Genomic DNA, 14,699 nt, shown 5'->3' with positions numbered 1-14,699 from the left:
CAAATATACGTTATTTTGCCCAATAGCAAGGTAGAATTATAGTCCTATTTAGTAGGTTCAGCGTTCTTAACCAGCCTCACCTCATAAATACGCACCGTACCTTTTGAGGTTGCCGTACCAATCTTAACACGTAATTGTTTCTCTCCTTGCAATGCTTGCGGCAACGCAAACTCACTGATGGAGAGTTCATTGGAAACGACAGACGTCAAGGTACCCACTTTCACATCATTGGCCCATACAGTTGCATCCCTGTTTGGAAGACCTTTATAAACAATACGTATTTGGGCGACAGTATCTGTCTGCGTTTTCATCAGATAACTAAACCAACCGTTATCTCTCGCTTCCCGCCAATGAAGATCCTCATCGGAACCTGTGTTTGAGTTGAACATCTCCATAAAATGATCAGACTCCGGTTGTTGCTCCCCACAAATAACTCTGTCGAGCGTAACGGCATCTAGCTCCATTTGTTTTTGTTCTTGCTCGGCCAACTTCTTCTGTTGTTCAGCCAAATCCGATTGAGAAACCAAGTTCCAATAAACCATGTACCTGCATTCCTGCAACTGGTAAAACGGGACTAGCTCCATGGGACTTTCGTTCTCGGGGTACACACCTTCCAGATAAAAAGTCAACGGCTTCACAGCATCTTTTCTGATCCGCCCGATTATCTCGTCAGGCGTGCCCACAATAACGGGCATCTTGGCCAAGGGTAACTGAGGACCGGAAGCAATGTGCCCGCCTCTGCTGTCATCTGCAAACATCCCGTTCATTTTGTCTTCTCCCATTTGGGCAGCCAGCACAACCGGACCATATAAGATGGAATAATAAGACGATTTATCGGGCAATGCTTCTACGCGAACAGGCATATCAAATTCAAATCGTACCACGTCGTTCTTTTTCCACGTACGCTGAACTGCCAGATAACCGTGATCATTAGGTTGAGCACTATAAACCTGACCGTTTACAAGCATGCGACAGTTATCTGCCCACTCTGGTTTTCGGACATAAAGAGTAAACTCACTCTTCCTACGAGGAATAACGGTTAGCTCCGTGTAGCTCTGTTCCGGAAAAGCCGAATGCTGTTCTATGACTAAGCCTTGCTCTTTCCAATCCAGTTTTGAAGGTATAAACAGATTTACGTATACATCCTTTTCATGATGTGCATAAATCATTTCTCCATAGCGAGCGTGGTTTTCAAGGCCCGACCCTACACAACACCAGAAACTGGTTTGTGGCTGAGAGTAAACACGGTAATGCCCGGAACGCATGGGAGTAAAATAAACAAAGCCACCAGTCTTACTGTTTTGTGTGGACAAGATGTGATTATAAAGCGCTTTTTCGTAGTAATCCATGTAATTACTGCCTCCATCAACCTGATACAACAACTTGGTCAGTCTCAACATGTTATATGTATTGCAGGTTTCGGGACCTTGCACGTCATGCATCATCGACGAAAAATCATTGGCCGGATGAAAGTGCTCACGCACGCTGTTACCACCTATGCTGACGGAACGGTTGGTGGTAACGGTTTGCCAGAAGAAACGAGCGGCACCATGCCAGGCTTCGTCACCCTCTACTTCGGCTATTCTTTCAAAACCAATCACCTTGGGAATCTGAGTATTCGCATGCATGCCAGTTAGCTTGTCTTCCTGCTGCAACAAAGGGGTTAACAAGCTTTGATGAGAAAACCGTCTGCCCAGCTTCACATATTTTTCTTTTCCGGTAAAGGCAGCCACATCAGCAAAAATCTCATTCAAACCACCGTGTTCACTTCGCAACATATCTTGCATTTGTTCATCGGTTAAAGGAGCCACCAACTGATCCATCCAATCCGTCAGCTTTATAAGCATAGTATAAGCCTCTTCACTACCTGCATACGTATAAGCATCACGCAGTCCGGCAAAAATCTTGTGAATATTGTACAGCGGCACCCATTTGTCATTCAATCCAAAAGATGAAGCTCGAATGTTTCCCTTTGCTATTTCCTCCCACATGGCCTTACCGCCAGGTACGCCACATAAATATCCATTCCCTGCGGCATCTTGGCATGCTTTCAGCTCCGACAGCATATAATCAAGACGTCCTTTGATCTGCGCATTTCCTGTTGCTGCATACATTTGTGACAATGCTGCCAGATAATGACCACCAATGTGTCCGTCGAGTCCGGTGTTTTCCCAATTGGTGTAATTGGGCGCCTTGGGTGCTAAACCAGCCTCTTTCCTGTAAGGAGCGAGTAGCCTGTCGGCATTCAATTCCAATAGATATTGAATATCCAAATCTTCAGCATGCCTGAAAGGGCTATCGAGCAAGCGTACATCCGAAAGCGGGAATGGTTGTATTCGGTAGGTAGACTTCTGCATCTGGCTGCTGGCCATGGCAGATGTTAATAGAGTAAAGAGAAACAAACAAACTTTTTTCATGCGTAATAAATTTATAATTTCACGTTTAACTTATTGCCATTGTACGAAACAGTACGTTCCTTTACTTGGTCCGCATCAATAAGTACTATCTTAAATTTTCTTTTATTTATCATTCCTTTAAAAGCTCCCTTACGGCTTTCTATGCTGAAACTATTTTCCGCATCATTCCAGTTCATTGTTATTTCAGAATGATTGCCTTTCTCGTAATTATAATTATCATTCTCATCTTCGTACAAAGTAAAAGAACCGTTTTGGCCTTTATAGATACGGATTTCAAGAAAATCCCACTTCTTCTCGGTTGCATATTTTACTTGTGGTCCCCAAGGTACAATTGAGCCGGCTTTGACATAAAGCGGCATAATCTCAATGGGAGTGTCACGGTTTATTTGAGAACCACCCTCGTAAGTTTGGTTTGTCCAGAAGTCAAACCATTTGGTTCCCTTTGGCAAATAAACGGTTCTACTTTTAGCACTTTTTTCAACGACAGGCGCTACTAAAAAAGCCTGTCCAAACATGTATTCATCGGCTATATCGTAAACAGCTTTATCGTGCGTAAAATCTACTGCCAAAGCTTTCATAAACATGCCGCGACTATTTGTGACATTCCAAGCTGTACTGTAAATATACGGAAGTAAACAGTACCGCAAATTTATAAATTTCTCTTGTACATCAAACGCCCAATGTCCTCTTTCACCGAATTGGTAAATTTCCCTTGGGATATCCGTTCCATGAGAACGCATCATCGGCATGAACGTTCCAAATTGCAACCAGCGTACGTAAAGTTCCTGAAACTCGGGATTTTTTGAACCGCCTCCTTTATTCCATCTACCCGCAAAAAAGCCACCAATATCAGTATTCCAATAAGGTATACCGCAGAGAGAGAAATTTTGTCCGGCTGGTATCTGATTCTTAAAGGCTTCCCATGAAGACACAACATCACCACTCCACGTATTGGCAGCATATCTTTGTTGTCCGAAAAAAGCTGAGCGAGTAAGTATGCAGACTCTTTTATCGGCAGACGTCTGTCGCTGATTCGCATAAACACCTCCTACCGTCATTAAGGGAAATGCATTCCGTACACTGCGGAAACTTCCTAAATGAGTAGGTTGATCAAAATCCTGATCCTTCATGTTTATGTGATCGGGTTCGGTAGAATCAAGCCACCAACCATCAATCCCTTTAGAGAAAACACCTTTACTCAAGTACTTCCAATAAATGCTTCTAGCTTCCGGATTATAGGGGTCATAAGGCTTGGTTCCTGAGTTGGGAGGCCAAGTATCAAAGTTAATTAACATGTTCTTTGATTTGAACTCAGCATATTGATCTGTTTGCGGGCCAAAACCAGGCCACGCTACAATCATTAATTTGGCATTCATCCGATGAATCTCATCAACCATTCTCTGGGGATCCGGATAGTTTACCGGCTCAAATTTCATGGCATTCCAACAGCTGTCTTTACCCCAATACTGCCAATCCTGAATAACACAATCAATGGGAATTCCTAATTCACGATACTTAGATATTACGTCTACCGGCTCCTGCTGATTTTTATAGCGTTCACGCGATTGGAAAAAACCGTATGCCCATAAAGGAAGCATGGGAGAGTCACCCGATAAATCGCGCATGTTAGCCACCACTCCTTCCATTGTTCCACCATACATAAAATAATAGTCAGAATTATCACCTATTTCGGAATCAAAAGACATTTCCTGAGGATTATCCGCATAAGTTGTAGGTGAATAATTGTCCCAAAAAACGCCATAACCTTTGGTCGAAACAATCAAAGGTATACATACGTTCATGTTAGACTGTCTAAGATAAATCTTTTGGTTACGTTGATTCATCTTACCGTCCTGGTGTTGTCCCAAACCATATATTGCCTCATCTTTATCCAACATATACGCCTGACGAACCGAAAAAGTTGCTTTCCTAACATCATAGACCGGAGTGAACTGAGCACCAAAATCTTTCTCAGTAAACAAGGGTGTATTGGCTGAATCAAAGAATGAAACTTTCCCTGTTATAAGATGAACACAAACTTTTATTTTGTCAGAAGCCAATACAACCACGTTGACATCTTGAGTGATATTAAGATTGACCGACTCTGGCTTTTTAGTAACTGACAGACTTTCTTTAACGGGATTAGTATTGTCGGGCGTGCGATAAACCCGCACAATTTGAGGAGTAAAAAACTGGATTTCTAAATTCAAAGATTGCATAGATGTTTTGATTCCTGAATCGGTACGCACAAAACTTTGCGCATGAAGAGGAGTCAAGACACACAACAGCCATAATAACAGATATATTTTTCTCATGATTAACAATTTAAATATTTCTTAAAAAATCTTTTTGTTGTCATAGTTATGATGTTTCTTATTTTAGTGCTCAATGGAACCAACCATCAGATATTAACTCTGACAGTTGGTTCTTTATATATAGTAACTAATACCCTGTGTTTTGTTTCAGATTTGAATTTGTAAGTATCGCTGTATTCGGAATAGGATATAAATTTCGGGTTTCCACACTTACCTCATGAGAGAACCATGATTTCTTTGTAAATACGCCAAAACGAATCATATCCTGTCTGCGCCGACCTTCTTGCGTAAATTCCCATCCCAACTCATCCAGCATCCTTCCGTACACAATGTCAGAACCTCCTTCATGGGTTGTTTGGTAAGTGTCACGCCTTCCATAATCGTACACGCTACCCAGCTTTAATTCATCATCAGTTACGACAGCTTTATCTGGATTATTTTTAAAGGCTCTTTCACGTACTTTCGTCACTAACGCACCTGCGCCAGACTGATTGCTTCTTAAGAGAGCTTCTGCTTTCATTAGCAGCACGTCAGCATATCTAAACAAAGGCCAGTCATTACTCAAGCGATTGGTGATGCCCAATGCATACTCAAATTTCCCCCATCTGTATCCATCTACAACATCCGATTGATCAATGCTAGGCACATTCTTCACATAAGCAAACGGTTTGTCGTTATCACTTCGGGTTAAAATCTCACCCGATGATTTATACTGCTGCCCATAGATGAAGTTTTCTTTTAAACGCGCATCATCAGGATCATAGCTCTCAATAAACTGAGGTATGGCACAAACTCCTCCCCAAGGTGTATTTGTGAAATTATAGGTAGCCTGACTTTCCGATGCCAAAGTATACAAGTGAAAATCAAAGGCATTCCAATCTTTCACATAAATTTCATCTATAGGAAGAGCAAATATTATTTCTTTAGAGTTTTCGTTCTTGGTAACAAAAACATCTTTTTGATTTGCTTCCAGTGCATATTCTCCTGTTCTTTCTGCAAATTCAATCACTTTATTACAAGCGTTTATACAGTTTTGCCACTGAGCTGAGCCCGACCACACAACAGCATTCAAATACATCTTCGCAAGTAATGTATAAGCGCCCCATTTAGTTAAGCGTCCATAATAATATCCTCTAGGCGTTTCTGACAAGAGTTCAATATTGTCAGATATTTCTTTTACGATAAAGTCGAAAACCTCTTTTCTGGATGATTGCACAGGAAGAGATGTATCTTTAAAATCTGTTACCACAGGAACATTACCATAAAAGTCGACCAAAATATAGTAATACGAAGCTCTCAATACTTTTAATTCGGCAACAAGTTTATCTTTGGTTTCACCGGAAACATTAATGATTCCGTCTTCTATTTGAGAAAGCAACCTATTGCAAGTGTTTATACCGGTATAGGTTCTGGACCACGGTTGCAACACAGAATCATCATCTGTTGTCCATGCATGTTGATGCCATCTTTTATAAATACCACCATCTACCCAGCCATTACCACGAGCAGGAATAACATCCTGATCCGCACACAACTCTTGTCCCCTGACTACTCCGTTCCATAGCAACATTGTTTCCCGCCAGGGCACATAGGCAGCATTAACCAGATAACTTACATCAGCTTCTGTCTTAGGATTATATTGCGAAGAAACAACATTACCATAACTATCATCTTTCAATTCTGTACAAGCTTGTACCGTGCTAAACAAAATTAGCAGAATTAGCCCTCTATATATAATTGTTTTCATTGCTTTGATTTTTTTAATTAAAACTTAAATCCAACACCAAAGGTAAACGACCTGATACTAGGATATTGATCTCGACTATCATATCCCGGATTCAGACCAGAAGCACTTACTTCCGGGTCAACGCCGTCATATCCCGTTATAGTCAAAGCATTTAATATGGAGCCGTACAACCGTATGGATTTTATATATTTTCCTACATTTTTCAATGTATATCCAAGTGTTACGTTATCTATTTTCCAATAATCGCCCTTTTCTACGTAATAACTATTAAATTCGGGATCCACTTCTTTGCTAAGCATCGTTTTTCCAAATATCTTGTTATTTACTGATTTGAGACGATTCTCCAATCGGCTATTCTTTGAGTTTTCATAGTACATACGTGCTTCATTAATAATATCGAAGTTGAATGCACCACGCATAGAAATACTTAAATCAAAGTTTTTATACTGTACATAGTTATTCCAACCAGCATACATCTGCGGCAAACCATTGCCTATGATTTTCTTTTCTTCCGGAGCACGGGAAAACTCATCATACGGAACCAATTTACCGTCTTTGTCTTCATAAATCCACTTGCCGTTATTATCCACATCGACAACCTTAAATCCCCAGAAGTTACCAATCTTTTCGCCTACCTGTACGCGGTGAGAGGAAGTCTTTACCGGTTCGGCCAACCATCCGGTATCAAAATAGTCGTAATCAGTTTTAAAGACACTACCGTCCAAACTCTTTAATTTATTAGAGTTTGTAGAAAAAGTGAAAGTAGTATTCCATTCAAAATCTTTAGCTATAACCGGAACAATATTTAAAAGGACTTCGATACCTCTATTCTGCATCTTACCTCCATTGGCAGTCGTAGTAGGATAAAAGTTAGGAGGAGTTGGAACCGTATAGTTGTAAATCAAACCTTCCACATCGCGGTTATACAAATCAATTGTACCAGAGAGTCGCCCTTTGAGCATGGTAAAATCAAGACCAATATTCGTTTCTCTTTTTTCTTCCCATTTCAAATCCGGATTGGCATTAGAAGCAGGAACAATAGTCTGTACCCACTTCCCATCTACGTAAGCATACTTATCATATTTCAACATGGCAATGCCGAGGAACGGATTGGCAGGTTGCGAACCGGTAACTCCATAACCTACGCGCAATTTCAAATCGTCAAACAAACGTTGTTCTTTCATAAAGGCCTCTTGCGTGATTCTCCATCCCAGAGATACCGATGGGAAAATTCCCCATTCATTATCAGTACCCCATAATTGGCTGGCTCCCTCATACCTCAAACTAGCCATTAATAAATATTTGTCTAAATAAGAATAAGTTGCACGGCCAAAGAAACCAACCAAATTAGTTGTTGATTTAGAAGAACTGGCATCGGCCTTTCCTAATTTCAGAGCAGAACCGATACCTATGTTATGCCAACCACCAAAGTAATCATCTTGGAAACCATAATTGGCAAAATACATATCTTCGTAATCTGTTTCATTGTAACTATATCCTCCAAGAACAGAAAACTTATGATCATTAATAGATTTACTGTATAGTGCCGTTAATTCGAAAAGTTTCTCCATGCGCGTATTGGCTCCAACAGATGACCATCCGAAATAACCATCTCTCAAAGCTGAGATGTGTTCCAAACTTTCAGAATATCCGTGGTTTCTATTCGAACGGACATAAGACATCATGGCAGTCAGTTTCAGATCTTTGAGCGGATTATATATTATATTGCCTAGATATCTCATCTCAGTATTCTTAACATTTCCTGTAGATTCTTCTAATCGGGCAACAGGATTCTCATATTCAAACTTATTCAGGTTTTCATACCATGTTCCATCTTCATTCTTCACAGGATCAGTTGGATTTCTCAAAATAGCTTGTCGATAAGTATATCCATTAAAACTACCGGCACTGCTGGTTGATGAAAATTGGTTCTTTTTCCCTATCATTCCAAACTTCAGCTGTAGCTTACCATCAAACATCTTATGCAAAATTTCAATACGCCCCTGAAAGCTTTCAATACCTGACTTCAGCATAATACCTTGACCGGATTTGTAATTCAAATTGGCAATGTAACTAGTAGATGAATTTCCGCCCTGCAAGGATAAATTGTGCACATGCGTAAGTGGTGTACGCGTTATCTCTTCCAGCCAATCTGTATTTGCACCATGATCTTCAGTAGGATACATAGCTCTAAACTCATCGGCAGTAAGCATATCTAGCTTCTTGACTATTTGCGAAGTACTGACGTAGGCGTTATATTCAACAGAATTGATCTGAGCGCCTTTGGCCTGTTTCGTGGTAATCAGAATCACCCCATTAGTGCCCCGGGTACCATAAATAGCTGCTGCCGAACCATCTTTCAACACATCAACACTTTCAACATCTTCGGGTGCAACGGTGCTTAGTGAACCAGGTACTCCGTCTATCAAAACAAGAGGATCGGTATTAGCACCTCCAATAGTATTTGTACCACGTAATTTTATCTGGGTACCCGAAGTCGGGTCACCACTTGGGTTTGTTATAGCCAAACCGGCTACCTTACCCTGAATTAGTTGTCCAACGTCTTTAACGGCTCCCTTACTAAAGTCCTCCGATTTAATACTGGCAACAGAACTTGTGACATCTCCTTTGCGTTGAATGTCATAACCAATAACAACCACCTCATCAAGCGTTTTAGTATCTTCACGCAGTACAATGTTTAAAGGTTTACCTTGCACCGCTTTTACTTGCTGAGCTACATATCCAATATAAGATACTTTTACAACAGCGTTATCCGACACCGTTAATACGAAATTTCCTGAGATATCTGTTATGGTACCGTTTGTCGTATTCTCTTCCACGACACTTGCGCCAATAATAACCTCGCCATTTGCATCTTTGACTGTTCCAGTTACTTTAATTTTATCGGGAAGAGCCTGGTGTTCTTCAACTTTCTTCTCGGAAAGTATGATGTGAGTGCCTTCCATTTGATAAGTGATACCCGATTTGGCAAGCAAACCGTTCAACAGTTGAGAAACAGGTTGACTCTTCACCTTTACAGTAGCTTTTTTATCCACATCAATTTCATTGGTGTAAAGAAAAAGATAGTCAGTTTGGCTTTCAATCTCATTCAGGATGTCTTCGAGAGGAACCTGAACCTTATGAATTGTGACTCTTGCATTTTGAGAATGTGCATCTACTGCAAATGCAGAGAAAGTACAAAGGAAAAGCAAAAAAAGTGTAATTTTCATGACTTTAAATAAATGGATAAGAGATGGATTTTTTATGGTAAAAAAATCCATGAAATGAATGTTTTTCATATCTTTGCATTTAAGTGTGATTAATATTATCCCTTACGGGAATGATTTTAGTCTGGTGTCGGTGGTATTGCAGTACTGCCGACATTTTTTTTACGATCTGTATTTTACATAGGCCAAAACATTAAAGGTTAACAAATAAATTAATTCTATTGAATATATATAATATTATTATCTACATCTCTTTTATATTTAAATTTGACATCCTTCTGCAATACCCGTAAGGCATACTCAACCCCATCAGAGAGTCTGAACTTCCCTGTTATTACCGGATTAGAGAGCTTGCTGTTTTCAATAACAATTTTCAAGTCATAATATTTTTGAAAACTTTTGAGTATCTCGATAAATGTTTCTTGCTTAAAGCAGATTAAACCCTCTTTCCACCGAAACACATCATAGTCTTCTATTTCTTTCACTATCAAATGGTTATTTTCCATCACAGCCTTGTAGGACGGATTTAAAATCAACGTTCTATTTTCTCCTTCACGCGTAATTTTTATTTTCCCCTCGAGCAAAGCACCTTCAAAGCTACCCTCTTTAGAATATGCATCTACATTGAATTTTGTACCAAGCACCTCAATGTCATATAAATGCGTCTTAACCACAAAAGGCTTTTCTTTGTTGTGTGCAACTTCAAAATAAGCCTCACCGTCTAAGTTGATTTCTCTTTTTCCTGTACTAAAAGACTCCGGATACGTCATACGTGAACCGGAATTCAACCAAACTACTGTTCCATCCGATAAAATCAGGTTAACACGCTGACCGTATGGAACCTGCACCGTTTGCATCGCTACTTTTTCATTCGCAGTATGTGTTGATTTGAAATACAAAAATCCCAAAACAAAAGCGATTGTTATAACCGATGCCATTTTTAACGTTTCAATAAAAAATCTTTTTTTGAAGAAACTTATTTTTAGAGTCGGCCTGTCTGGTGTCTGTCCATTCAAAATCATCAGATCAAACAGCTTTCTTTCATGAAAGAATTCTCTTCGATTTTCATCTGACTCATCCATCCACTCCCTTATTTCAACCTCTTCCTCCGGCATCGTCTGCCCATTGAAGAAACGATATAATACTTCTTTATCTATACCTATCATACCCATATATTATAATAGCAATTCATTAATAAATATCCCTAGTAAGAAATGTGATTTATTTTTCAGCCAAGAAAAAACCAATATAGAAAATAGAGCAGATAATCTTTCAATGCCTGTCTCAACAACCTATTAACTTTGGTAATATGAAATTCCACTCCTTTGGTAGAGATGTTAAGCTCAGCGGCAATTTCCTTGTGAGACTTATTTTCGTAACGACTCAGCATAAAGACCTTACGTGTATTTTTGGGTAGTTTGGAGAGAACTGCACCCACAATGTTTTGTACCTCCTGATTGAATAGCTCATCGGGTTCACATGCTTCCAACGTTGATATGCGTGTGTTTAATTCCCATTGAGCCTGTTCAGTCATCTCAGCAAAAGCATCTTGTTGTACTTGAACATGCTTTAAGTAATTGAGGCATTTATTTTTCACAATGGTCAATACGTACGCAGGGATATTTGCATCAGGAGGCAGTTTCGCTCTGTTTTCCCAGTAATACATCATAGAGTCGATCACAATATCTTCCGCTATTGTGACTTCGCGAATGTAGCTTACCGCAAAACGAATGTACCTTTGCTGGTAATCAGCAAAAAACTGATTAAAAAGAGCTAAATCATCCTTTGTCACAGTCATTGAATTTCGTATTAGATTTGGTTAGAAACAATTCATTTCAGCTTAATAATCAGAGTGCTTTCCAAAAACTTCGAAAATCTCGATATTTTCCATAGCATACCAATTCGTCGTTTTCCTGAATACGGGTATCTTCTGCTAATTCAGTCACCACATGGCATTCGGTTAATGAAATACCGAGGAAATTAGTCACCTTCCCTGCTCGCTTCAGGGAAATGGGTCTCAGACCGAATTCTTGAGTCAGGTTCAACTCGCTAACCAAGAAGCCAACCATTTTTGGTGGTACCCGAAACATCATTACACAATACTCACTATCAATCCTGAAAGTCTCCACATGCGTGCTGAAATCGAGCCTTTCCACTAAACTATGAGCCGCATCAACTTCAGGAGTAAGGATCTGTTCCAATCCGAAAGCTTCCAAAACAGCCTTGTGCACGTCATCGATGGCACGCGCATAGATGTGTTGCACGTTTCGCTGTTTCAACAAAGCAACAACACGCACCGACGCACCAAAATTCTCACCGATAGCAACAATAACAACATCAACGTTATTTAAAGGAAGAACAGAAAGTGACATTTCATCGGTGACATCCATCACAAAAGCTGTCGCAATCTTGTCTTTGATGGCATCAACACGACTCTCGCTTATATCAGCGCCAATGACTTCATGCCCCAACGAAGCTAACTCTTCAGACAATACTCGTCCGTAGTCTCCTAAACCCAAAACTATGTATTTCATACTTACTAATTAATGATATTCATTTTCTGTTTTACCGCTCCGGTAATCATCCTTAAGGCTGTTGATAAAACAAATATATCCTTTTTTATCCTGATGAACAAGATAAAAAAGGATATAATATTAGTATCCAAATACCTAAGATGATTAAAAGCTTAGCTAAATTCCATCATTGAGTATTCTTTTTTCGCTACTTATCTATTAGGTGTCATCCATTTCTTAGTCTGACTGCACGTCACATTCAGTGTCTGATTACCGCTCTGCATACGGAAATCTCCTTTTTCCAACACCCATTTACCATCTGCACCGACAAAAGCCAGATCGCTGCCCTTAATAGATAGTGTAACAGTTTTTGTTTCACCGGGTTGCAACTCCACTTTATCAAAAGCTCTCAACCTGCGATTCTCGGGAGTCAGCGATGCCACCAGGTCCCGACTAAATAGCATCACAGCTTCTTTTCCTGCACGGTCGCCACGGTTGGTCACATCTACAGAGAAGTGTAATTCGTCATCCGCCGTGAATGAAGTTGCATTAACTCGGAAATTATGATATTCAAAAGAGGTATAACTCAGGCCAAATCCAAACGGCCATTGTACCGAGACAACCGCATCATAATCATAAACACCTTCCATCTTATCCATTTCTTCACTCACCCTATAATCATAGGTAGTTAGTTCCGCTTGATTGCGAGGATAGGTATAAGGCATCTTAGCACTGGGATTTACATCACCGGCTATTATGTTAGCCAATGCATCGCCACCGTAATTTCCGGGCAACAAAATATTGATGATGCCCTTAGCCAAAGGTTCAATATCACTGATGATACGAGGTCTTCCCTCATTTAGTATGAGAATAATAGGCTTACCTGTGGTAGCCAGCGCTTTTACCAACTCACGCTGATTAGCAGAAATAGCAAGATCCGAAAGATTACCGGGTGTTTCACAATACGAATTCTCGCCAATGCAAGCAATGATAACATCCACGTTACGGGCAGCCTCAACAGCTTTCTCTATTTCGGGCTCATTTTCTTCTGTGTAGCTGCCTTCAGGTTTATAAGTAACGCCTTGTTCTAAAGAAACATTTCCTGAACCGAATTTATGGCATAATGCTTCATAAATAGTATTGTATTTACCGGCAAACCTATCGGCCAGATGTCCCTGCCACGTGTAACTCCACCCGCCATTCAAACAACGCATGGAATTAGCGTTAGGACCTGTCACCAAGATTTTTTTACCAGATGCAAGCGGCAATATGTTATCTTTATTTTTCAACAAAATCTGTGATTCTTCTGCGGTGCGAAGGGCTACCTCAGCATGTTCGCGACCTCCAAAAAGCGGATAATCAGCAGATTGAGTATTAGGTCGATCGAAAAGTCCTAAGCGAAATTTCAAGCGGAGAACCCTACGAACAGCATCATCAATACGACTCATGGGCACTTTGCCTTCCTGTACAAGTTCTTTTAGTAAGGTGCAGAAATTAAGATCATACGGTTCCATTGCCATGTCTATTCCTGCATTAATAGCTATTTGAATAGCCTCTTTTTTATCGGCAGCAATGTGCTCACGCGTATAAAGGTTATTGATATCGGCCCAATCGGTTACCAACATACCGTCCCATTTTAAATCTTCTTTCAGCCATTGAGTAAGCAAATCATAATTGGCATGTACCGGTACTCCGTTTATTGAACCGCTATTCACCATAATAGTCAAGGCTCCTGCCTCAACGCACTCTTTAAAAGGTGCGAAGCATTTTTCACGTAGTTCAGAGATGGGAATGTAAGCCGGTGTACGATCCTTACCTGTGCGCGCCATGCTATAACCCATGTAGTGTTTCACCGACGTAGCAATACGGTCGGCCGGAATGTTATTAGGATCATCTCCCTGAAAACCACGCACCGCAAAACTACCCATTATTGAGTTTACCAGGCAGTCTTCACCATAATTCTCCCACACGCGAGGCCAACGCGGGTCTCGTGCCATGTCTACCGTCGGTGAATAAGTCCACGGACAATTACTGGCACGTGTTTCATACGCGGTAATACGTGCAGCTTCGTAAGCTAATTGAGGGTTAAACGAAGCGCCTACATTGATGTTTTGAGGGAAAAAAGTACCATCAAGCGTATAAGTAGTACCGTGATTCTGATCCAGTCCGTAAATGCACGGAATACCTATTTCTTTCATTGACACAGACTGTATCTCGCCAATAATCTCTTGCCACTTCTCTCTGCTTTGTGCAACAGGTCCCGGAGCATTCAGTACAGATCCTACTTTGAATTTCCCGATGGCTTCATGCAGTTTATCCTTATTCAGTTGGAATTCGCCATTGACAACACTTCCCAATACATCGATGGAAAGCTCTGTCATTTGACCAATTTTCTCATCCAACGTCATCTTTGAAAGAACTTTTTCAATCTTTTGTTCTGTTCGGATATCTTTTTTACGGACAGGAGCGGCTGCCTGCAT

General features: G+C 40.4%; 8 protein-coding genes. All 8 read right to left on the bottom strand.

Annotated features, from left to right (window positions below; translation table 11 throughout):
- Nucleotides 1-44: 44 nt before the first annotated feature.
- The gene (locus tag C511_RS0105130; RefSeq protein WP_024996393.1) at nt 45-2,417 is read right to left on the bottom strand and encodes a glycoside hydrolase family 127 protein; all 2,373 of its coding nucleotides are present in this window, start codon (nt 2,415-2,417) and stop codon (nt 45-47) included.
- 11 nt (nt 2,418-2,428) lie between these two features.
- Nucleotides 2,429-4,732, bottom strand: coding sequence for a glycoside hydrolase family 31 protein (locus C511_RS0105125; RefSeq protein WP_027317889.1), 2,304 nt, complete (start codon nt 4,730-4,732; stop codon nt 2,429-2,431).
- A gap of 127 nt (nt 4,733-4,859) precedes the next feature.
- Nucleotides 4,860-6,479 (bottom strand): RagB/SusD family nutrient uptake outer membrane protein, encoded by a 1,620-nt coding sequence (locus C511_RS0105120; protein ID WP_027317888.1) that lies wholly within the window; start codon nt 6,477-6,479, stop codon nt 4,860-4,862.
- A gap of 17 nt (nt 6,480-6,496) precedes the next feature.
- A complete protein-coding gene (locus C511_RS0105115) occupies nt 6,497-9,709 on the bottom strand; it encodes a TonB-dependent receptor (protein WP_081698265.1) in 3,213 nt (1,070 codons plus the stop codon).
- 215 nt (nt 9,710-9,924) lie between these two features.
- Nucleotides 9,925-10,872 carry a FecR family protein gene (locus tag C511_RS0105110; protein ID WP_316929575.1) on the bottom strand — a complete coding sequence of 316 codons (948 nt, stop codon included), beginning with the start codon at nt 10,870-10,872 and terminating at the stop codon, nt 9,925-9,927.
- A gap of 62 nt (nt 10,873-10,934) precedes the next feature.
- Nucleotides 10,935-11,504, bottom strand: a complete 570-nt coding sequence (locus C511_RS0105105) for an RNA polymerase sigma-70 factor (protein ID WP_024996396.1) — start codon at nt 11,502-11,504, stop codon at nt 10,935-10,937.
- 49 nt (nt 11,505-11,553) lie between these two features.
- Nucleotides 11,554-12,240 (bottom strand): potassium channel family protein, encoded by a 687-nt coding sequence (locus C511_RS0105100; RefSeq protein ID WP_027317886.1) that lies wholly within the window; start codon nt 12,238-12,240, stop codon nt 11,554-11,556.
- Between the two features lie 191 nt (nt 12,241-12,431).
- Entirely contained in the window at nt 12,432-14,699 is a 2,268-nt protein-coding gene (locus C511_RS0105095) for a glycoside hydrolase family 3 N-terminal domain-containing protein (protein ID WP_226992489.1), read from the bottom strand.

The organism is Bacteroides graminisolvens DSM 19988 = JCM 15093 (assembly GCF_000428125.1).
GTDB classification, from domain to species: Bacteria; Bacteroidota; Bacteroidia; order Bacteroidales; family Bacteroidaceae; genus Bacteroides; species Bacteroides graminisolvens.
The sequence above is the reverse complement of the archived record's forward strand: the minus strand, read 5'-3'. Positions and strand labels throughout refer to the sequence as shown.